This window comes from Thalassotalea eurytherma, assembly GCF_030161415.1.
In the GTDB taxonomy this organism is placed as follows: Bacteria; Pseudomonadota; Gammaproteobacteria; order Enterobacterales; family Alteromonadaceae; genus Thalassotalea_G; species Thalassotalea_G eurytherma.
In genome coordinates this window covers 236041-257650 of record NZ_BSSU01000005.1, presented here as the reverse complement: position 1 = coordinate 257650, position 21610 = coordinate 236041, and the positions used below count along the sequence as shown (strand labels likewise).

General features: G+C 40.4%; 20 protein-coding genes. 4 read left to right on the top strand and 16 right to left on the bottom strand.

Annotation, left to right across the window (positions count from 1 at the left end):
* Positions 1-299: 299 nt before the first annotated feature.
* The gene (locus tag QQK02_RS06345; protein ID WP_284207138.1) at positions 300-1343 is read right to left on the bottom strand and encodes a BamA/TamA family outer membrane protein; all 1044 of its coding nucleotides are present in this window, start codon (positions 1341-1343) and stop codon (positions 300-302) included.
* A gap of 141 nt (positions 1344-1484) precedes the next feature.
* Positions 1485-2270, bottom strand: a complete 786-nt coding sequence (gene pssA / locus QQK02_RS06340; protein WP_284207137.1) for a CDP-diacylglycerol--serine O-phosphatidyltransferase — start codon at positions 2268-2270, stop codon at positions 1485-1487.
* 169 nt (positions 2271-2439) lie between these two features.
* On the opposite strand from pssA, the gene QQK02_RS06335 reads away from it, so the two are divergent.
* Complete coding sequence (locus QQK02_RS06335; RefSeq protein ID WP_284207136.1) at positions 2440-2877, top strand: DUF4124 domain-containing protein; 438 nt, start codon at positions 2440-2442, stop codon at positions 2875-2877.
* Between the two features lie 27 nt (positions 2878-2904).
* Here QQK02_RS06335 and clpB read toward each other — a convergent pair whose 3' ends face one another.
* From clpB to rluD, 3 genes are all read right to left on the bottom strand, one after another.
* Positions 2905-5475 (bottom strand): ATP-dependent chaperone ClpB, encoded by a 2571-nt coding sequence (gene clpB, locus QQK02_RS06330; protein ID WP_284207135.1) that lies wholly within the window; start codon positions 5473-5475, stop codon positions 2905-2907.
* A gap of 125 nt (positions 5476-5600) precedes the next feature.
* Entirely contained in the window at positions 5601-6362 is a 762-nt protein-coding gene (gene pgeF / locus QQK02_RS06325) for a peptidoglycan editing factor PgeF (protein ID WP_284207134.1), read from the bottom strand.
* Entirely contained in the window at positions 6343-7317 is a 975-nt protein-coding gene (rluD, locus tag QQK02_RS06320) for a 23S rRNA pseudouridine(1911/1915/1917) synthase RluD (protein WP_284207133.1), read from the bottom strand. Before rluD ends, pgeF begins: the two co-directional genes overlap by 20 nt.
* A gap of 128 nt (positions 7318-7445) precedes the next feature.
* Between rluD and QQK02_RS06315 the strand changes: the two genes are divergently transcribed.
* Positions 7446-8207, top strand: a complete 762-nt coding sequence (locus QQK02_RS06315; RefSeq protein ID WP_284207132.1) for an outer membrane protein assembly factor BamD — start codon at positions 7446-7448, stop codon at positions 8205-8207.
* Between the two features lie 67 nt (positions 8208-8274).
* On the opposite strand, the gene glnB is transcribed toward QQK02_RS06315, so the two are convergent.
* A complete protein-coding gene (glnB, locus tag QQK02_RS06310) occupies positions 8275-8613 on the bottom strand; it encodes a nitrogen regulatory protein P-II (protein ID WP_284207130.1) in 339 nt (112 codons plus the stop codon).
* Positions 8614-8768: 155 nt separating this feature from the next.
* On the opposite strand from glnB, the gene nadE reads away from it, so the two are divergent.
* Both nadE and QQK02_RS06300 read left to right on the top strand, forming a co-directional pair.
* Entirely contained in the window at positions 8769-9599 is an 831-nt protein-coding gene (gene nadE, locus QQK02_RS06305) for an ammonia-dependent NAD(+) synthetase (protein WP_284207129.1), read from the top strand.
* A gap of 38 nt (positions 9600-9637) precedes the next feature.
* On the top strand, positions 9638-10198 hold the full coding sequence (locus QQK02_RS06300) for a GspH/FimT family pseudopilin (protein ID WP_284207128.1): 561 nt from the start codon (positions 9638-9640) through the stop codon (positions 10196-10198).
* Between the two features lie 64 nt (positions 10199-10262).
* Here the strand turns inward: QQK02_RS06300 and QQK02_RS06295 are convergent, their stop codons facing one another.
* From QQK02_RS06295 to ileS, 10 genes are all read right to left on the bottom strand, one after another.
* The gene (locus tag QQK02_RS06295) at positions 10263-10559 is read right to left on the bottom strand and encodes a TapY2 family type IVa secretion system protein (RefSeq protein ID WP_284207127.1); all 297 of its coding nucleotides are present in this window, start codon (positions 10557-10559) and stop codon (positions 10263-10265) included.
* Entirely contained in the window at positions 10560-10970 is a 411-nt protein-coding gene (locus QQK02_RS06290; RefSeq protein WP_284207126.1) for a type IV pilin protein, read from the bottom strand.
* A complete protein-coding gene (locus QQK02_RS06285) occupies positions 10967-14548 on the bottom strand; it encodes a pilus assembly protein (protein ID WP_284207125.1) in 3582 nt (1193 codons plus the stop codon). The genes QQK02_RS06290 and QQK02_RS06285 overlap by 4 nt, the downstream gene beginning before the upstream one ends.
* On the bottom strand, positions 14548-15021 hold the full coding sequence (locus QQK02_RS06280) for a PilX N-terminal domain-containing pilus assembly protein (RefSeq protein WP_284207124.1): 474 nt from the start codon (positions 15019-15021) through the stop codon (positions 14548-14550). Before QQK02_RS06280 ends, QQK02_RS06285 begins: the two co-directional genes overlap by 1 nt.
* Positions 15015-15998, bottom strand: a complete 984-nt coding sequence (locus QQK02_RS06275; RefSeq protein WP_284207123.1) for a PilW family protein — start codon at positions 15996-15998, stop codon at positions 15015-15017. The genes QQK02_RS06280 and QQK02_RS06275 overlap by 7 nt, the downstream gene beginning before the upstream one ends.
* Before the next feature lie 8 nt (positions 15999-16006).
* Positions 16007-16555, bottom strand: a complete 549-nt coding sequence (gene pilV, locus QQK02_RS06270) for a type IV pilus modification protein PilV (protein WP_284207122.1) — start codon at positions 16553-16555, stop codon at positions 16007-16009.
* Positions 16556-16845: 290 nt separating this feature from the next.
* A complete protein-coding gene (gene ispH / locus QQK02_RS06265; protein WP_284207121.1) occupies positions 16846-17775 on the bottom strand; it encodes a 4-hydroxy-3-methylbut-2-enyl diphosphate reductase in 930 nt (309 codons plus the stop codon).
* Positions 17776-17795: 20 nt separating this feature from the next.
* Positions 17796-18230, bottom strand: a complete 435-nt coding sequence (gene fkpB / locus QQK02_RS06260; RefSeq protein WP_284207120.1) for an FKBP-type peptidyl-prolyl cis-trans isomerase — start codon at positions 18228-18230, stop codon at positions 17796-17798.
* Positions 18231-18246: 16 nt separating this feature from the next.
* The gene (gene lspA, locus QQK02_RS06255; RefSeq protein WP_284207119.1) at positions 18247-18747 is read right to left on the bottom strand and encodes a signal peptidase II; all 501 of its coding nucleotides are present in this window, start codon (positions 18745-18747) and stop codon (positions 18247-18249) included.
* Positions 18748-18754: 7 nt separating this feature from the next.
* A complete protein-coding gene (gene ileS, locus QQK02_RS06250; RefSeq protein ID WP_284207118.1) occupies positions 18755-21592 on the bottom strand; it encodes an isoleucine--tRNA ligase in 2838 nt (945 codons plus the stop codon).
* Positions 21593-21610: the final 18 nt, after the last annotated feature.

Here is a 21610-nt window from a genome sequence, read left to right as displayed (position 1 = left end):
TTAGTGGCCGTTGCCCCGAAGCGAGATGCGCATTCTACGCTTCTCAGTTTTGATGTCAACACTTTTTGAAAACTTTTTTCTTGTTTTGACAAGAGCCTGTTTTCGTAAGTTTTGTTGGCCGTTTAGTTTCACTATCGTTAACCAAACTTATCAAAACACTGCTTTGGGTCTGTCCCGAAGAAGTGGAGCGCATTTTAGGGATTTTTCCTCACGCGTCAACCATTTTTTTTCAAATAATTTTAAATTATAGTTCAAACGTTCAATTAACACCCAATAAGGTTACGATTTATGCAATTTATCTAGAATGCTTCTTGTAGTCCTATGTAAAAGCCTTGGTTGTCATCATTGCCAAAGGCAACATCCAATCTAAGGTGAACTTTATCTTTAGGTTGTAAAGCATACCTTACACCGATGCCTGCACTGTAATACAAACCTTCTTTATTATTTTCGTCGGCGGTACCGCCTTGAATATTTGCTACTCCTGCAAATCCAACTAACTTCCACTTTTCAGATAGGTGATAACGATACTCTGCTTGAACGGCACTTAAACGTTGACCTGATATTTCACCAGCATTAAAACCGCGCAGCGCACTTCGTCTACCTAAGTATGATTCTCCTGAATATGGTGCTTCATCCGAGACATAGCGTCCGTAGTAACCTAATGCCACTACATCTTTGTCTCTCACTGTCATGTACTTGCTATATTTTAATTCAAGTAAATCGTAATCTTCATCTGATCCAATTGCGTCTAGATATGAAAATGTACTTGCTTCAAAAAGCGAGCCTTGCATTGGATAGTAGAAATTATCGCGGCTGTCATAGGTAGCGTTAACGCCTAAACCGTAAACTGCGTTATCTTCTGCGCCAGTAAGATCGATAAAATCTTGTCCCACATCATTTTGCGCACTGTAGTTGTTCCACATTGCAATACCGTGAATACCAGCAAACCAGCCATCTGCAACTTGCCAGCTTTGACGATGAAAAACGCCATATGATTCACTTTCGAATTCAGCACCATTAAAATCATTATTAATGTTGAGAAACCATGCAGCGGTCATCGCTCTTTGCTTACCATCATCAAAATGCATCATATTGCGTGTACCAACCAAATAGCTGTCTGTATCAGTGTATTGTGCTAGCCCCATAAGTTGAGACGTAGGGTTATTTTCATCGGTTTTATATAAATACGAGCTAGTCACACCCAATCCTGTTCCCATACTTGGGTTCGACGACACAATTGGCGCAAATGCAAAAGCTTTTTGCTCCTGTGCTTTTTCGGCTAAGACAGGCAGTGATGCTGTAAATAGAAGACAAATAGATACGCGTTTTTTAGGTGTGAACATTTTAGCTAGTAAACTTAAAGGAGACGTGTGATTAAATAATAGCGAATAATGGTAATTATGTTTGAAACTTTAACGTTTAATCATTATTAAAGTGTAAAAAGCCAGCATAAAGCTGGCTTTTCATAAATAAACTAAAAGAGTTTATTTTTTATCGTTATCAAAATCAGCGTCATGATCATCACCAACAACATGCTCTAAACGTAGTCTTTTAACAGAACGTATTGTTGTGACAGGACCAGAACAGGCATATAAAACAAAAATAGCCATTAATAGCTCCGCTGGGCTAGAAGCAACAACAACAAAAATTAATACGATAAATAGAACGACTAAAAAGTTAACTTTACCTTTCCAATCGACCTCTTTGAAACTGTTATATCTAAAATTGCTGACCATTAACAAGCCAGCAACAATAGTGATAACACCCATGATTAAACCATGCTCTTGACCATCTATTTGATATTCAGTACCTACCCATATAATGCTTGCTATAACGCCAGCAGCAGCTGGACTTGCTAAACCTTGAAAGTAACGTTTATCGGCAACACCAACTTGAGTGTTGAAGCGCGCCAACCTTAATGCAGCAGCTGCAACATAAACAAACGCAGCTAACCAACCAAACTTACCCATGCCTGACAGTGCAAAGTTATATGTAACTAATCCCGGCGCTATACCAAATGAAACCATGTCAGCCATAGAATCATATTCGGCACCAAACTCACTTTGTGTATTGGTAATACGAGCAACTCTTCCATCTAAGCCATCAAAAACCATCGCAATAAAAATCGCAATAGCTGCACTTACAAAGTGACCATTCATTGATGAAACAACAGCAAAAAAGCCAGAGAATAAACCTGCCGTTGTTAAAAGGTTTGGCAACAAGTATATGCCTCGATTAGGAGTTGTTTCGTTTTCAGGTTGTTCAGTCATAGAAAAATTCAAATTATCTAAAATTGACGGTAATTTAGCATAATCCAATCGTCAGATGTAGCGTTTATCTTGCTAAAAATTTGTCAACCGTGTGCTGAGTTGTTATAAGTTAAGACAATCATGTTAAAAATTGCTGATAAAATTGCAGAAAATGGAGAAATGCAGGCAAATGAAAAAATACGTTTTAGGATTACTTGTTTTTTCAAGCATTTGCTTCGGAGAAAACATCGTTATTTATCGCTGGGTAGATGCCAACAACGTTGTGCACTTTAGCCAACACCAGCCAGCACATGATAATTATACCACGATGACTATGTCTGCTGCTCGAAGCAAGCAACAACAAAAAGAACAATCCATGGTTGAAAATGACGATGCGCCAAGCGAACAATCAAATTCTTTTGCCAACCAAGACACAGCGGCCTCTTCGGTTGTTTCGATGACGATAGAGCAACGTTGTAAAGACGCACAAGATAACATCAAGACACTTAGTGCCTTTGATCAAGTTCAATACACTGACAGTCAAGGACAAGTGCATATCTTATCTAAAGAAGAAAAGCGCCAACAATTAATGTTGAGTCAAAAGCAAGTAGAGATCTACTGTCAATAGTCAGTAGAACTCATGCTTTATTCGTCCCTATAAGATGACTAACTCACCATCTTTTTGATCAATATTAATCGACGTTTTTTCTTCAAACTCACCAGATAACAATTTTTGAGCTAACGGATTCTCTATACCGTTTTGAATAGCACGCTTTAATGGACGCGCGCCAAATAGAGGATCAAAACCAGCTTCTGCAATTAACGATATTGCCGCGTCTGAAACAGTTAATGTGTAGCCGTTGTCTGCTAATCGCTGTTCCAGGTTAGATAACTGAATACGCGCAATATGCTGAATTTGCTGCGCTTGAAGTGAATGGAACACTACAGTTTCATCAATACGATTAATGAACTCAGGCTTAAAGTGATTGCCAAGCTCCGCCATTACACCCGTTTTCATCGCATCGTAATTTTCATCACCACCAAAAGTTTGAATAATCTCAGAACCTATATTTGAGGTCATAATAATGACAGTATTTTTAAAGTCTACGGTACGGCCTTGCCCATCTGTTAATCGGCCTTCATCAAGCACTTGCAATAAGATATTAAAAACATCTGGGTGCGCTTTCTCTACTTCGTCTAGCAAAATAACAGAATAGGGTTTTCTTCTAACCGCTTCTGTTAGGTACCCCCCTTCTTCATAGCCGATATAACCAGGAGGTGCGCCAACTAGGCGTGCGACCGAATGTTTTTCCATAAACTCTGACATATCAACACGAATAAGTGCTTCTTCACTATCAAACATAAACGTCGCTAATGCTTTAGTTAACTCTGTTTTACCAACACCTGTTGGCCCGAGGAATAAGAAGGAGCCAATAGGTTGATTGGGATCAGCTAAACCGGCACGAGAACGACGAATAGCATTCGATACAGAAACAACAGCTTCATCTTGGCCAACAACCCGTTGATGCAACTCGTCTTCCATACGTAATAATTTTTCACGTTCTTGCTCAAGCATTTTTGAAACAGGAATACCCGTAGCCCGGCTTAACACATCAGCAATTTCTATATCTGTTACTTTATTCTTTAACAAGCTCATATCTTGCATTTCAGCTTGGCTTGCTAAATCAAGTTGCTTTTCTAGTTCAGGAATTTTGCCATATTGAAGCTCTGACATTTTTGTCAGGTCTCTGCCTCTGCGCGCCATATCAAGTTCAATACGCGCCTGCTCTAATTCTTCTTTAATCGTTTGCGTGCCGTGAATTGCCGCTTTTTCAGTTTTCCAAACTTCTTCAAGCTCATCGTATTGTGCTTGATTATCGTTAAGTTCAGCATTGAGCGCTGACAGCCTTTGCTTAGAAGCACTGTCATTTTCTTTTTCTAATGCTTTTTGTTCCAATTTTAATTGAATGATACGTCTTTCAAGACGATCCAAATTTTCAGGTTTGGAGTCCATTTGCAAACGAATGCTTGATGCTGCTTCATCAATTAAATCGATGGCTTTATCCGGTAATTGCCTATCACTGATATATCGGTGAGATAAAGACGCTGCTGCAACTATCGCAGGATCGGTAATTTCCACATTGTGATGAAGTTCATAACGCTCTTTCAACCCACGTAAAATGGCAACAGTATCTTCTACACTAGGCTCTTCGATTAACACTTTTTGGAAACGACGTTCAAGTGCTGCATCTTTTTCAATATATTGTCGATACTCATCTAACGTTGTTGCGCCTACACAATGTAGTTCACCTCTAGCTAACGCTGGTTTTAACATGTTGCCCGCGTCCATTGCGCCATCAGATTTACCGGCACCCACCATCGTATGAAGTTCATCGATAAATAAAATCACCTGCCCTTCTTCTTTCGCTAGCTCGTTAAGAACCGACTTTAAGCGCTCTTCAAATTCTCCTCGGTATTTAGCACCAGCAACTAATGCGCCCATATCTAAAGAAAGCACTTTTTTGTTCTTCAAGCCTTCAGGAACTTCACCGTTAACAATGCGTTGCGCTAAGCCTTCAGCAATGGCTGTTTTACCAACACCTGGCTGGCCAATTAACACAGGGTTGTTTTTTGTTCTGCGTTGTAACACTTGGATGGTCCGACGAATTTCATCATCCCGCCCAATGACAGGATCAAGCTTTCCTTCTTCAGCTCTTGCCGTTAGATTGAGTGTGAACTTATCAAGTGCTTGTCTTAAGTCTTCCGCATTTTGCTCGTTCACGCTTTCTCCTTGACGAACATGCTCAATCGCATCTTTAATGCGTTTTTCCGTTGCACCGAGGTTTTTAAGGGTTTGGCCTAGCGAACCTTTGTCATGTACAGCGGCATAAATAAACACTTCAGACGAAATGTATTTATCGCCGAGTTTTTGTGCGTATTTATCACATAGGTTTAATAACGTAACCATGTTGCTGGAAAACTGAACTTCACCACCAACACCTTCAACTTGGGCAAAGGTTTCTAACGTCTTATCTAGCTGAGAGCGCAGCGCACTATCATTAATACCGGCACTCTTTAGTACCGTTTTGATACTACCGCCTTGCTGGTTCAACAACGCGAGCATTAAATGGGTAGGTTCTATAAATTGGTGATCTTTACCAAGCGCTAATGATTGTGCGTCAGAAATTGCTACTTGAAAAGCTTGGGTAAGTTTATCTAATCTCATACGTCTTCTCCTTACGGCCATACTACTGGTCTTACGTTATCTATTTTATTAAATAGGGGTAGTTGATTAAGAATTCAACTAACGATTTGACTTGAAGTTGATTTAGATTAAAAACTGATGAAATTTTAGGTTAAACAAGCAATTGTTGCCATTCGCCCGGTGGTTTGTTCACGGCGGTAAGAAAAAAACTGCGACTGATTTGCAAAAGTACAAGCTGTATTCACTTGTCTATTAGTGACGCCTAGCTCAGATAATTGCTGGTTTGCAATATATTGCAGATCTGCAAAAAACTTTCCACTCTCACCAGACACGAAAGCTTGTTCATAGGAAGTATTCAACGACGTAAATTGTGCTTTTACTTCATTACCCACTTCAAAGTGCTTTTGAGAAATACATGGCCCTAACCAAGCGATTAATTTTGACGGCTCTGTCTGCATAACCTGAATCGTTTTTGCAATAATATTTTTAGCTAATGGTTTCCAACCCGCGTGCATAACAGCGATTTCACTGCCACTTTCATCTGCCAGTACGATGGGGAGGCAATCTGCGGTCATTATTGCTAAAGCAAGGTTCTTTTGTTGCGTAATGACAGCATCTGCATCTATTTTTTGATGCGTCATGCTAGTTACTTTTACAACATTGTCACCATGAACTTGATTCAACCATTGTATGTCTGCGCCAGCAGGTAAATAGTCTAAAAGACACGATCTATTTTTTAAAACTTGATAAGGCTCATCACCCACATGTAAAGCTAAATTGAAATCATCATAGGGCTGATTGCTTTTACAGCTTGCTTGAGGAGTTTGACGCGTTGTAGAAAAAGCCAACACCTGCGGTATTGGCAATTTAATAGGAATTAATGCAGGACTAGTAGTCGTCTTGTGCATTGATTTCTGAGTCTGCTTTCAATAATTTGACGAGCTTTTTAAAGTCATCCGGCAGTGGAGCATGCCATGTCATTTCTTCACCAGTAATTGGGTGGAATAACGATAACATTGTCGCGTGAAGCGCCTGACGTTTAAAGCTGCGTAAATATTCCAATAATTCAGGTGTAGCGTTCTTTGGTGGGCGAGGACGACCGCCATATACTGGGTCACCAACCAATGGGTGAGTAATATGGGCCATATGAACACGAATTTGGTGAGTTCGCCCTGTTTCTAGGCGCAAACGCATGCGAGTATGCAAACGGTACTTTTCCATTACTCGATAATGAGTTACCGATGGTCGACCAAACGGTGAAATAGCCATTTGTGTGCGTTTAGTTCCATGACGACCAATCGGTTCATCAACTGTACCACCAGCTGTCATAATACCATTGGCAACAGCTTCATACTCACGAGTAATTTCACGTGCTTGCAATGACTCAACTAAATTTGTTTGAGCAGCGATCGTTTTAGCAACGACCATAAGCCCGGTTGTGTCTTTATCAAGACGATGGACAATACCTGCGCGTGGCACGACATCTAACTGCGGACAGTGATGTAATAACGCATTTAATACAGTACCGTCAGGATTACCTGCACCTGGGTGTACAACTAGATCTTTTGGTTTATTGATCACTAAAATATCATCGTCTTCATAAACAATGTTTAGTGGAATATCCTGTGGTTCGAAACGAATATCTGCTTCAACTTCAGCATCGATGACAATTGTTTCACCGCCTGAAACTTTCTCTCTAGCCTTAGTAATTACTTGGCCATTGATAGTCACGCTACCTGCTAAAATCCAATCTTTTAATCGCGATCGCGAATAATCTGGAAACATTTGCGCTAAAGTTTGGTCCAAACGCTTACCAAGGCAAGATTCTGGGACGATATTTTGGTGTTGAATTTTTTCAGCCATTAAACTCTCATTAATTAGCACTGTGCAAGGCATGATTGCTAGGTTAGAATGCTTGCTAGTATTTTACCCCGTACCTACGGGGTTTCATAATTTATTTTAACAAAAACCGTGTTGTGATACTGAAATTTATGGAAAATTTGACAATAAAAGCGATGATTGTCGCGCTAACCATTAGCTTAGCCGGCTGTTCTTCATCTGATAATAACGATTCTGAACTCATACCTGACAAATCTGCACAAGCACTATTCGTTGACGCTAGAGATGCTTTAGAAAGTGGCTTGTACCAAAAAGCAATTCAAATACTTTCAGCAATCGACTCTCGTTTTCCTTTTGGCCCTATCTCTCATCAGGTGCAATTAGATTTAATTTATGCTTACTATAAAAGTGGTGATGCAGGGCAAGGTATTGCATTAACCGACCGTTTCTTAAAATTAAACCCAAATCATCCGCAAATTGATTATGTTTATTACATGCGTGCATTAATAAATATCAGTACGGAAGAAAACTTATTCCAAGATATGGCTGGAATAGAGCGCGATGACCGTGATCCAACGGCGTCTCGTGAAGCATTCAAAGATTTAAAACACATTTTGTCTAACTACCCTGAAAGCAAATATGCAAACGATGCTCGTCAGCGTATGGTGGCTATCAAATCTCGCTTAGCAAAATATGAATTAGCAATCGCTCAATACTATGTTCGTCGCGGTGCGTTTGCGTCAGCGGCAAACCGTGGTCGTTATATTGTAGAAAACTTTGCGCCGAGTGCAGAACTAGAAGAAGCATTAGAAATAATGATTCAAAGTTATGAAGAGTTAGGCTTGGACGACTTGCGTGTCAATGCACTACAAGTATTAGCAGCTAACTACCCAGATAACAGACTAGTTAACTAATCTGTAACGAATAAAAACTAAAAAGCCGACAAGTTGTCGGCTTTTTTTATGTATGCTGGATTACGTTTTAGATCGCATTTGCGTCTTCTTCGCCAGTACGAATTCGAATCACACGCTCTACCGCTGTGACAAAAATTTTCCCGTCACCTATTTTGCCAGTTTGTGCTGTAGACATAATAGCGTCAATACAGCGCTCTGCTGTTTCATCATCAACAACAATTTCAATTTTCACTTTTGGTAGAAAATCTACCATGTATTCTGCGCCACGATATAACTCTGTATGCCCTTTTTGACGGCCAAAGCCCCTCACTTCTGATACTGTCATACCGGTAATGCCGATTTCACCAAGCGCTTCACGCACATCATCCATTTTAAATGGCTTTATTATCGCTTCAATTTTTTTCATTATTAAAATCAACTCATCACTGTTATAAACTTAGACAGGTTCAGTTTACCTGAGTTAACAGCTTTTTGGCTATTTTTGTCTGTATAAAAATAGAAACGAATTGGGTAAACTAAATGAAATCATTCAACATAACGTAATATACACAAGGTAAGACAATGGATCGACAAACGATCATTAATGAGATGCAAGTTCAAAGCGAGATTAACCCAGCGTTTGAAATTAAACGTCGCGTAGACTTTATTAAGCAGCAATTGCAGCAATCAGGGTTAAACAATCTTATTCTTGGTATTAGTGGTGGCGTTGACTCGTCAACATGTGGTCGTTTAGCACAACTTGCAGTAAACGAATTGAATGAAACTCATGAAAACAAATATAGATTTATTGCTGTTCGCTTACCGTATAACGTGCAAGCTGACGAAGATGACGCTCAGTTAGCAGTAGAATTTATCGAACCTTCACATTGTGTTACGACAAATATATTTGATGGTGCTCGAGGAATTCATAATGAAGTACTGCGCGCATTAGATAGTGAAGGGCTATTAACCGCATCAGATGGACAAATAGACTTCTCTAAAGGCAATGTTAAAGCCAGAGCTCGCATGGTAACTCAGTATCACCTAGCAGGTATCTTAGGTGGTTTAGTGTTAGGTACAGACCACAGTGCAGAAAACATTACAGGCTTTTTTACCAAATGGGGTGACGGTGCCTGTGATTTAATTCCATTATTTGGTTTATCAAAACGCCAAGTACGTCAAGTTGCTAAGGAGCTTGGTGCTCCAGAGCTATTAGTTACCAAAGCACCAACTGCCGATCTTGAAGAATTAGAACCAGGTAAAAAAGATGAAGACGCGTTAGGGCTTAGTTACAACCAACTAGATGACTTTTTGGAAGGTAAGCCAGTTTCTGACGATGTTGAAAAACGCATCATTGATATATATTTGAAAACTCAACACAAGCGTCAACCTATTCCAACCATATACGACTAAACTAATAGTGAGAGGTTTGTCGCAAGGAGTACACGACAATGAAAAAACTAGCTAAAGGATTTACCTTCATTGAACTTATGGTGACGGTAGCCATTATGGGCATTGTTACAGCGATGGCTATGCCAAGCTTAACTGAGTTTGTGGTAAAAATGCGCGTTGATAACGAAGTGACTGAATTGCACAGTTTAACCTTGCTTGCTAAAAACTATGCCGTTAATAGCGAAGAGATCGTTACCATGTGCCCATTAGCGAGTAATAATAGTTGTAGTGACAACTGGGAGAATGAGGTTACAGTATTTATTGATGTCAATGGTAATAATATTTACGAATCTGCAAATAACGATGCCATTATCAAAGTAAAGTCGGCCATAAAAGATGGTGACGTACTGCAATTTCCTAGAACGAGTGTTAACTACGCACCAACCGGACGGCTAACCGGCGGACTAACAAACGGTACATTTGAGTATTGCCCTCAGAATTATCCAAACCTATCAAGAGGTGTAGTACTGTTTCGTTCAGGCAGGGCTTATTTGTCTACTGACTCAAATAACGATGGTAAAGAAGAAAACCGCAGTGGAGGTGTAATTAGCTGCAGTTAATGCCGTAGCTAAGATTTACATACACACTTAATTAACGTTCACTGCTTTCTTTTGTCAACTATCTTTATCTAACCGTTACGCTATCTAATTGCCTAGCAATGACATCAGAGAATAATTCTGATGCTTTCACGCACTCAACAACCTCGCTAATTCTGCGTTTTTTAATGTTACCTTTATCGAAGGTTTTGCCAATCAGTTTTTTGGGCAGTGCGTTAATTTTATCTTTAGGTGCATTAACAAAATAAATGTTATCTATGCCTGAGCTATCTTTGACATAACATTTCATTTCCTGCTTTTCTTTCGCTTCAACGTTAAAGGCGAAAGCAGGAATTGCAACTACCAGTATTTTCAAAATATTCATTTATTTCTCCCAACAATCGGCTGATGTTGCAGATTTAGCACCCGTTTCCGTAACTTGCATAGTTAAACAAGCACTATCATTGGTCGCTTGTGTTCCCTGTGCCGTTGCTTTAAGTATGAATTCATCTTTATTAGTGTTTAACGTTGCATCAATTGAATACAGACCTGAATCAGTGATATAAGGATCGGCATTCAAACCCAATGCTTTCATATCTGCCGTATATTCGCGGTTATCAACGTAATACATTTCTTGAAGGTTAGCGATACGCAGTAACTCTTGCTGTGGCTCAGCGCGGTTAGAGCGCGTAACAAAGTCGACATAAGACGGATAAGCGACGCCAGCTAAAATACCAATAATTGCGACTGCAACCATCAATTCAATTAAGGTTACCCCTTTATTTTGCTTTCTCACTCTTTGTCCTCTTCAATATATAAATGGGTACGCATCGTTTCTAAGGTGAAGCCGTTCAAAACATCACAGTTTGACGCTTCACATAAAGTTAATGTCCCGTTACCTGTACCACCTTGACCATCACTGCCTGCACCAACACCAACAAACATAATTTTACCCGAGCCTGCAACGCCTTCTTCTGGCGGTGGAATAACAACAGTAGGTGTATCTGGCACTCTATCGCCAACATCAAGGTAGTCTCTTCCAGAACTGTCGGTATTATTCCAATTATATATACTGGTTCCTTGCGCAAGATCTACCGCATATAGCTTTCCAGAACCGGTATTTAGCGTACATTGACCACCACTAACGCTTTCAGCAGGAGTAAACGTATTGAAATACGCGACACCCGCGAGTGCAGTAGCCGATGACATACTCTTCTCACCGTCTGCAGCAAAATCAATGTACCAACCCTCTTTTGACGTTACAGCAATTTCGAGTTCAGTTTGAGCTGTTGCCGATAAGGATTGACCAAATGGGTCATTAGTATAGTTATACAAATCTGAGAGAGTAATTGTGCTAGGTGCTGGGTTCTCGCCAACAAAAGATTGAGTAATAATATTTTTGTCTTTAATCATAAAAAACATATCACTGGTATCAATCGCTGACGGTGTTGAACGATCTCCACTACCGATTAATAACGCATCATAAGGCGTATCTTGTCGTGTAACTTCAAGATAGTCGTCACCATTCGCATCAGTTTTTTCCGTTGAAATGGTGTCTGTAATTAACGCTCTGACAATTGACGGCTCATTGAAAAAGCGGCGATCGTCACTTGAGTTTGCTTCAGAGCCTCCTAGCGATGCGATAGTAAAAGCTGTCCATGGCGCTTCATTATCAAATGGTGAAGCGCTTGGCATATCTACCCTAAAGACATTCGCTCCGGTATCACCAACATACAATCTATCGGTTAAGCCATCTGAATCGCTATCTAAAATAGCAATACTCGAAGGAATACTGTCAGTTAACCCGGTAAACTGTGTGTTCGTGCCTGAACTCGCATCTGGCGTTAAGCTCCACTTTAAAGTGCCAGATTCAGCATCAACCATATAAATTGCATTACCAATGGTATCATTTTGACCAACACCAGCTACATCTTTAGCGATAGAATAGCCACCACCAAAAATAACCACTGGCTTAGCAACGCCGCTAACGATATTATTTTTGCTGTAGGTAATACGAGGTTTCGACCAAGATTGGGCTAATCGACTAAAACCTGCTGTGGTTTCATCTATTTTCCAAAGCATGACAGGAGAGTCAGGATCACTGATATCAATACCATAATAAGAACTACCACCACGCCTTAAACCAAAATATAGCCAAGCTTTGTCACCTACCGCGCTATCGATACTGCCGTCACCGTTTACATCTTGCAGGTGGATTGACGCTGAACCATCAATGCCATAAATTTTATCTGAGCTTGCATAGTTCGCTCGCAAAGGCGCTACGTTAGGTAGGAACTCTTTAAACATAATAGCCCACGACTCATCGACCGTGTCGCCATTGTCATCAAACATATGAAGGACACCGGCGTTTGTGCCAACAATAATCCTGACATCTTGATTTGATTCACTGCCACCATAATTGACCACCAAAGGCTTTGAGTGCAGCGGATCAGCAAAAACATCCTTCCTAATATCTGTAGTTGAGCCATCGGCATCAGCATCGTCTTCATCAATACCGATGTGCCAGTTGATATGGCTATCTAACTCTTCTTCAGCAATATTCATATATGACGCGAGCGCAGCATCACCACCATAGAAATTTGAGGCATTAATTTTATTAAAAGTTTTTAGCGCGCCAGAGTTGCCTATATCACTAAAGAGCTTACGAGTTGACTTATTGCGCAGCATATCAGCAACACCGCCTTCTGAAACTTCTTCACCATCAGCAACGGGGTTAGTTGACCAGAACGTTTTTGCGGTCGCTTTAATATTGCCATTTTCATCAATGGCTACGTTACCTTCACGGTCTACTTGCTTGCCATCGGTTAATTTCAACTTTTTAATATTGCCTTGCCAACGCGGACCGCGATCAGGCAAAAACATCGCATAATAAACAGAGTCTAATGTTTCGGTTCTATCAAAATTGTTTGAGGCAATTGACGGCGAGGTAAAGCTTGCATTAACACGTAATATTTCAACAAGTGCAGATTGTAATGCCGCTAATAGTGCAGCCGCGTCCTGTGCAGGATAATATTCACCACCGCCAAGTTTTGCAGCCTCTTTTAATAAAGGAGCTGCGTCGTCTGCGCCACTACTAAACCCAATTGTATAGGTTGTCGCTGTTTGTACACCTTCAATAGCACTATTGATATCGTTGTTTTTCATATAACCAGCTAATGCTGGAAGATAATTACCGCTAAACTTACTGCCTATACCTGGTAGTGCACCGATTAAGCCATCGGCTGCTTTATCTTTGGTTGGTGCGCCGTCTGTCATCATAATGACGTAGACTTCATTACTACACCCTTTATATGGCGTGATGTAATTGCCGCCAGACTCGATTGACTTATCGCGCGCGGGTACATCAGATTGTGTTCTTCTACCGTCACCATAATAAACGGCTTGACCACCAAAGTAGCGCATAGACTCATATAATGATTCACATAATGGGGTATTGGTTTGCGGCGTTAAATCATCATCGATAATGTTAACCAAGGTCGACGTCGCTGAATCAGTCATGTCTTGAATACCAAAGACGATACGACCGCCATCATATTCATACTCATTGTAGGCATTGAAGTTAAAGACCTGTAAACCAAAGTCTACGGAAGGTGCTGACTCAATTAAATCAGTAATCACTGACTTAGCTATATCCATACGCGAAATATCAACATCATCTAATGTTGTATTTTGGTAGTAGCGTAAATAGTTGTCTGAATATAATGTGACAACTTCACCCGTACCAAATGCGGTATTACTCGCGTTGATGTCGGTTGTATAATAAATCGGTGAGCCTTTACTCCCTAAACCATCGACAGGATAACCATCGGGTAAAGCCTCTATTGCCCCTTTTTTCTTTTCTATACCAGCGTTATTAGGGTTTTCTTCTCGAATATCATCCCAACAATCAATAATTTCAACGTTTGCGCCGTTATTGTCTGGGATTTCTTGCCAGCTACCTGAATTTCCTGAAAACGCATATTCGCGGATGTAGCCAGTATAAAAGCCAACGGTTTCAAGGCGAATTCGCGCTTCTTCACAGCTATTAATCGCATCAAGAAAACGTCTCGATTCACTAGGACTATCTGGCACTGGAACACTTGCGTTATCTAGTCCCGTACCTTTGGTAAAGTAAACGAACTTGTCACTAAGGGAATTTAAACCGCCTACAGCCGGATATACTGTATTAGGATCGTATAAAGGTTTTACCGTTTCACTGGTTGACATACTGCCGGAATTATCAAAAACAATTAAAACCTGTGGTTTATTGCCCACTCGTTGAGCTGTATTACCAATATATAATTCAATATCTTCAGCAATAAGCGACGTGGAAACTAAAGACAATAAGGCACCTGTTATAAACTTTTTCATCATTAATTTCCTATATTAAGTAATTGTTGCGCGACACCTGACTGCACAACGACGTCTTGATGCTTTTTACGACCATATTTGCGGGTCACTTGCACACTGAGAACATTGCACTTAAATACTTGAACAGAAGAACCGGATCGGGAGTGTGGGCAATCAGACTCTAAATTATTGGGGTTTGCGACAGATAAAATAGCGCTTGTATCTGGTGCTGAAACGACCTTTTCTTTAGGGAAACTTTCTATCTTGTCGGTAAATGCATTGGTGCCTGCCGTTTGAGTAACTTCATTAAATATTACTTCATCTGTGGCACTTAATGATTCTTGAACCGCTGTCGTTTTATCATCTGTTGCACCAGACATTTTCATATCAGTAGTGGTTACTTGCATTAATGCTGAGGCTACTGCTGTTAAAGCAATTAAGAATACTAGCGATACCAATAAAACAACGCCTTGTTGACGTTTTTGATAACTTACCATGAGTCTGTCCTCGTATTATATAACGTCACCGTTGAGGAAAATAACAAACGTCGATAGTTGTCGCCATCGCCATTTGCATCGATAAAATCAACGGATATATCACCTAAAGTATAGGTGTTTTTATTTTCATAATCATAGTCAGGATAAATATCACGCACTAAGACATACATAGTAACGGCTAGAATCTGATTATCACCTTCGTTGTCCCACAGTTGCGCTGTCATGTTATCTGCTGAAACGAATGAGTTAACTACGCCATCATTATCCGTATCAACGCCATAGGTAAAACGTATCATTTCGATGCCGTCTACGACAGGATCAAAAACAATGGGTGGATTAGTTCCATTTCTTAGCCAACCTTTGACCAACACTGGGATTTTATTTGTACCGACAGTATCTTCTCGCACGTAGTAAATGTGGTGTTGGTACTCCCAAATATTACCATTATCGATAGTAGGTGTTGCTTCATCGCCAGCAAACACTGCACCGATCGTCATATTTGTCATCATGTAGTAGCGATCATCATCAATATTTGCTTCAGCGGTAGTTGACGAAACAACACGTTTAATCTGTAAAATATCACTACCACTAACCGCATTAGTGATACAACTAAGGCCAGTACTATTAACTGATGTTTCACCCCAAACTTCTCTAAAGTGACCAACATTTTGTGGGAAAGAGGTATTATTTGCCCCTTCCCCTATACAGTCTGAGCCATTTTGACCAGGTACCTGGGTAAGTTTATTCGTGGTAAGTTCACCACTTAAGTCTCCCCAAAAACCAACTCTCATCAAATCTTCTGTTAAAATTTGAACGGCAAAGCGGCCATTTTCTTGAAGCGCACCAAAACTGGTCGTTTCAGTGGTTGTTGATTTCATCGATACAAAAACAGATAACACACCGGCGACTAATACTGTACCTACTGCTAGCGAAATGAATATTTCAATTAAACTAAAGCCTTGCTGAAACTTCTTCATTGCCACCTCTAAAAAATGAATGCATCAATTTGCACAAGGCGACGTTTATCCGACGCACTGCCACAACTAAACGCAAGAGTATCGTTTGAATCAACTGAGTCTTTTGTTTTTATTCGACCTTGCCAACTAACCACGACAGTAACAGATTGATTGTTATGATCAATGCAACCTCTTGCTGCAACAAGTCCACCTCTTGATGAACTGCCCTGCTTAACATTGGCACCAAGTAACTTTTGTTCCCATTCATAAAGATCATTAGCAATCATTTGTTGTGCATTACATGGCACATCAGGATCATCACAGCGATTGTCAGGTGCGCCGATGTTGCCTTCGCCATAAACACCTTGATAGTTTTCGAGGTTAACGGGGTCTGAATCATTTGCACGCATGCGTTCTATAATATCTTGCGCTAGTGCACTAGCCATTGAACGTTGCATCGCGTCAAAACTACCTTTTTTAGCTGAGGCTTGCATCGCTACCGCACCAATAATACCAGTGGAAAGAATCACCAGTGAAACAAGCACCTCAATAAAGGTGATACCGCGTTGATTACGCATAAATACAACCTACCTGCAGATTTATATTTGTAGAATGAGAACTTGGAATAAAGGTTTTAGAAAAAGAAAGACAAGAGAAAAGCGTTAACAAGTATGAACCTGAAAACTTAATGTGTGCCGAGAAAAGTACACTTTTTATTCGAACGGCGGAAAAAATCACATAGGTGAACATCATTTACCCCCACATTATCCTTTGCATATAAGCTCTTACATGAGCACTATAATCTTCAACCGCAACAAAGGCGGTGGAATATCAGTACAAACTCCTGTACAAAATTCCACCAATGAGATTATCGCAATTCAGCAGGTACTGCAAATACTATATTTTCTTCACGACCTGGGTGCTCTATAACTTCCTTGCCGCCGTGTTCTTTAAGTTTTTCGATAACTTGTTTTACGAGAACATCTGGTGCAGATGCGCCGGCAGTAACACCAACTTTAGTTACATCGACAAGCCAATCCAGTTCAATGTTATCAGCAGTATCAATTAGGTAAGCTGTGGTCCCCATTTTCTCAGCAAGTTCACGTAAGCGATTGGAATTAGAACTATTTTTGGCACCAACGACCAACAATAAATCGACTTGGCTTGCGATTGCACGAACAGCGTCTTGACGATTTTGTGTTGCGTAACAAATATCGTCCTTACGAGGTCCTTCAATCTTAGGATATTTTGCAACAAGCGCATCAATAACGTCTGAGGTATCATCTACCGATAGGGTTGTTTGACTACAAAAGTAAAGTTCATCTGGGTTTTTCACAGCGAGTTTTTCAACATCAGCAGGTGACTCAACCAAATATATGCCACCATCTTCACTTTCATATTGCCCCATGGTTCCTTCAACTTCAGGGTGACCAGCATGACCAATCAACACACACTCAACACCTTTACGACTTGCACGAGAGACTTCCATATGCACTTTAGTCACAAGTGGGCACGTTGCATCAAAAACTTTTAAGCCTCTGTTTTTTGCTTCTAGTCTAACTGCTTTAGAAACGCCATGAGCACTAAAGATAACGGTATTGTTATCAGGGATTTCTTCTAACTCATCAACAAAAACTGCACCGCGGTCTTTCAAACCATTCACAACAAACTTATTGTGTACAACTTCATGTCGTACGTAAATTGGTGCGTCAAATAGGTCTAGTGCGCGATCAACGATACTAATCGCGCGGTCAACTCCGGCACAAAAGCCTCGTGGGTTAGCTAAAATAATTTCCATCTTGTTCCAAATACCTTGGTTTATTCTACGTCTACGATATCAATGACAAAAGTAACATCTTGTCCTGCGAGCGGATGATTAAAATCTACCGTAACAGATGCACCTGAAACTTCAGTGATCATACCTGGTAATTCAACACCGCCTGGTTGTTCAAAAGTAATAATATTGCCTATTTCAGCAGGCGCATCACCGGAAAATTTAGTTCTGTCCATATGATAAATATTATCAGGATTAACATCACCGAATGCATCTTTTGCTACTAACGTGAACTCAGCACTATCACCAGCATTTAAGCCCATTAATTGCGCTTCAAAAGCAGGTGATATTGAACCATCGCCCATAATAATTTTTGCAGGCTTATTATTTACCTTGGTACTATCAGCCGCTGAACCATCTGAAAGCTTCATTGTGATATGAGCTACGATGGTTGATTCTGCGGTAATTTGTTTACTCATTAATAACTCTCGTGAATTAACTATTGCTTGGTGTTTTAGCTGGCTCTTCTTTCTTAAATGAATCAATTATCATTAAAGCAGCGCCAATAAATATAACGCTATCTGCGATATTGAAAGCAGGCCAACGGTAATTAACTATCGTAAAATCTAGGAAATCAATTACATATCCTAGAAGCACACGGTCAATTAAATTGCCAAGAGCACCACTTAACAGTAATGCAAACGCTGCACATAATTGCTTGTTATTGGCCGGTGTTTTATAAAGCCAATAAGTAAAGACAATACTTGCAACCGTAGCAATTGTTGCAAAAAACCAACGTTGCCAACCTGATTGATCCGCTAAAAAGCTAAATGCTGCGCCAAGATTGTGTACATAAGTAATATGGAAAAATGGCAATATCTCTATTGATTGATATAGGTCCATATTACTTGCGACATAATGTTTCGTTGCTTGGTCAACAACTAAAAAGATAAGTGTTAACCAAAGCCACTTTAAACTACTTGTATTGTTCATCATGATGATCTTATGCGAATTGACGCACTTCACCTTCACCGTCAACGTTTGTCACACAACGACCACATAATGAAGGGTGTTCAGCATGGCTGCCCACATCATCAGTTACATGCCAACAACGATCACACTTAGTACCCGTTGCCGATGCAACCGTTAACCATAAGCCTTCAACTTCAGTTTCTAATGCATCACTTGGTTTATCAGCTATCGCGACAACATTCGCACCAGAGGTAATAAGTACAAATCGCAATTCATCACCTAGTTTTGCTAGTTGCGCTGTTAATTCGTCACTTGCGTATAACGTAACGCTTGCCTCTAATGCTTTACCAACTGTCTTTTCTTTACGTGCTTGCTCTAACACTTTGTTCACTTCAGCACGCACTTTTAGTAACTGTTCCCAGTATTCATTATTTAGTTCAGCGTCTGCTGGCATAGCAGTTAAGCCGTCAAACCAAACATTAGTGAAAACAAACTCATCTCTAGAGCCTTCAACCGGCGCTGGCAGCGCAGTCCAAATTTCTTGTGCTGTGAAAGATAAAATTGGTGCCATCCAACGGGTCATTGCTTCGGCAATTAAATACATTGCTGTTTGACAAGAGCGACGAGCAACTGAGGTATCTTTAGCCGTGTACTGTCTATCTTTAATGATATCTAAATAGAAGCCACCTAACTCATTCGTACAGAAGTTCATTAATTTATGAACAACTAAATGGAACTCGTATTCATCATAAGCATTAACAATATCTTCTTGTAATTGAGCCGCTTGACCAACAACCCAACGATCTAGCGCAACCATGTCGTCAAAGGCAACTGAATCGGTTTTAGGTTCAAAACCGTTAATGTTGGCTAATAAGAAACGAGACGTATTACGGATACGACGATATGCATCTGCTTGGCGTTTAAAGATTTCTTTTGATACGGTAATTTCTTGCGTGTAGTTTACTGACGCAGTCCATAAACGAAGAATATCAGCACCGTATTGCTTAGTAATCTCATCTGGCGTGATCACATTGCCTAAAGACTTAGACATCTTGTGACCTTTTTCGTCAACCGTAAAACCATGAGTTAACACTTGGCTATATGGTGCTGTACCATTCATAGCTACAGAAGTCATCATTGATGACATAAACCAACCACGGTGTTGATCTGAACCTTCGAGGTATAAATCAGCGCGAGCATCAAACTCTTCGCGAGCATCGACAACGGAATAGTGCGTTGTGCCTGAATCAAACCATACGTCTAAGGTATCTGGTACTTTAACGTACTGTTCGGCATCATCACCGATTAATTCTTGAGGCTCTAAATCGAACCAAGCTTGAATACCTTCTTTTTCAACACGTTGTGCAACTTCTTCAATAAGCTCAACACTGCGTGGGTGAAGTGCACCGGTATCTTTATCAATAAATAAGGCAATTGGTACACCCCATGTACGCTGACGAGAGATACACCAGTCAGGGCGCCCTTCTACCATTGATTCGATACGAGACTCACCCCAATCAGGGATCCATTGTGTTTTCTTGATTTCTTCTAATGAATCTTGACGTAAATTGTTTTTATCCATGCTAATAAACCACTGTGGTGTAGCACGGAAGATAATTGGTGTTTTGTGGCGCCAGCAATGTGGGTATGAGTGCTCATAAGCATGGTGATGTAATAATGCACCGTGCTCTTTTAATAGTTCAACGATACCGTCGTTTGCTTTGAAAACATGTTGGCCTTCAACAAAAGGCGTGCCTTCTAAGAAAACACCGTTGGCGCCAACAGGATTGTAAATTTCTAAGTCGTACTTCTTACTCACGCTAAAGTCGTCAACACCGTGACCACCTGCGGTATGCACACAACCAGTACCAGAATCAGTTGTTACGTGATCACCACAAATGACAGGAACAGTAATATCATTAAATGGGTGGTGAAGTTCAACCTTGTCTAAGTCGCTACCTTTAGCAAAACCTAACGCGTGGTATTTGTTCAGGCCAAAACGGTCCATACAATCTTTAACAAGATCTGTTGCTAAGATTAAACGTCCTTTGCCTTGTTCGTCTTCATATTGAACTAAAGAATACTCTACGTCTGGGTGAACAGAAACGGCGCGGTTAGCTGGTAATGTCCAAGGTGTGGTTGTCCAAATAACAATACCAATTTGACCTTCGCCTGGGTGACCTTCAGCAATAGAGAACTTTTCAGCAACCGCTTCATCAACAGCGTTAAACTTGACATCAATCGCTGGTGATACTTTATCTTTGTATTCAACTTCAGCTTCCGCCAACGCACTACCACAATCAGTACACCAATGCACAGGTTTGAAGCCTTGTTGTAAATGGCCATTTTCAGCGATTTTACCCAAAGAACGGATAATGTTTGCTTCCGTTTCAAAGTTCATTGTTAGGTATGGGTTTTCCCAATCACCAAAAACACCTAAACGCTTAAAGTCTTCTCGTTGTCCATTAACTTGCTTGATAGCGTATTCACGACATTTTTCACGAAATACTGCCGCTGACACTTTATGACCTGGTTTACCTACTTTCTTTTCAACCATTAACTCGATTGGTAAACCGTGACAGTCCCAACCTGGCACATATGGCGAGTCAAAATCCGAAAGTGTTTTCGCTTTAACGATAACGTCTTTTAAAATTTTATTTACTGAGTGACCTAAATGGATATTACCGTTCGCATACGGAGGGCCATCATGCAAAATGAATGATTTCTTACCTTTTTTCGCCGCTCGAATTTTGCTGTAAAGACCTTTTTCGTTCCAATCTTTAAGCATGTTAGGTTCACGATTTGCCATGTTCCCCTTCATTGGGAATGGAGTATCAGGCAAATTAAGCGTATATTTATAATCAGTCATTTACGTATATATCCGTTG

Coding starts and splice junctions, on each gene's coding strand:
- QQK02_RS06345 (WP_284207138.1), bottom strand. CDS start 1,343: ATGTTCACACCTAAAAAACGCGTATCTATTTGTCTTCTATTTACAGCA.
- pssA (WP_284207137.1), bottom strand. CDS start 2,270: ATGACTGAACAACCTGAAAACGAAACAACTCCTAATCGAGGCATATAC.
- QQK02_RS06335 (WP_284207136.1), top strand. CDS start 2,440: ATGAAAAAATACGTTTTAGGATTACTTGTTTTTTCAAGCATTTGCTTC.
- clpB (WP_284207135.1), bottom strand. CDS start 5,475: ATGAGATTAGATAAACTTACCCAAGCTTTTCAAGTAGCAATTTCTGAC.
- pgeF (WP_284207134.1), bottom strand. CDS start 6,362: ATGCACAAGACGACTACTAGTCCTGCATTAATTCCTATTAAATTGCCA.
- rluD (WP_284207133.1), bottom strand. CDS start 7,317: ATGGCTGAAAAAATTCAACACCAAAATATCGTCCCAGAATCTTGCCTT.
- QQK02_RS06315 (WP_284207132.1), top strand. CDS start 7,446: ATGGAAAATTTGACAATAAAAGCGATGATTGTCGCGCTAACCATTAGC.
- glnB (WP_284207130.1), bottom strand. CDS start 8,613: ATGAAAAAAATTGAAGCGATAATAAAGCCATTTAAAATGGATGATGTG.
- nadE (WP_284207129.1), top strand. CDS start 8,769: ATGGATCGACAAACGATCATTAATGAGATGCAAGTTCAAAGCGAGATT.
- QQK02_RS06300 (WP_284207128.1), top strand. CDS start 9,638: ATGAAAAAACTAGCTAAAGGATTTACCTTCATTGAACTTATGGTGACG.
- QQK02_RS06295 (WP_284207127.1), bottom strand. CDS start 10,559: ATGAATATTTTGAAAATACTGGTAGTTGCAATTCCTGCTTTCGCCTTT.
- QQK02_RS06285 (WP_284207125.1), bottom strand. CDS start 14,548: ATGATGAAAAAGTTTATAACAGGTGCCTTATTGTCTTTAGTTTCCACG.
- QQK02_RS06280 (WP_284207124.1), bottom strand. CDS start 15,021: ATGGTAAGTTATCAAAAACGTCAACAAGGCGTTGTTTTATTGGTATCG.
- QQK02_RS06275 (WP_284207123.1), bottom strand. CDS start 15,998: ATGAAGAAGTTTCAGCAAGGCTTTAGTTTAATTGAAATATTCATTTCG.
- pilV (WP_284207122.1), bottom strand. CDS start 16,555: ATGCGTAATCAACGCGGTATCACCTTTATTGAGGTGCTTGTTTCACTG.
- ispH (WP_284207121.1), bottom strand. CDS start 17,775: ATGGAAATTATTTTAGCTAACCCACGAGGCTTTTGTGCCGGAGTTGAC.
- fkpB (WP_284207120.1), bottom strand. CDS start 18,230: ATGAGTAAACAAATTACCGCAGAATCAACCATCGTAGCTCATATCACA.
- lspA (WP_284207119.1), bottom strand. CDS start 18,747: ATGATGAACAATACAAGTAGTTTAAAGTGGCTTTGGTTAACACTTATC.
- ileS (WP_284207118.1), bottom strand. CDS start 21,592: ATGACTGATTATAAATATACGCTTAATTTGCCTGATACTCCATTCCCA.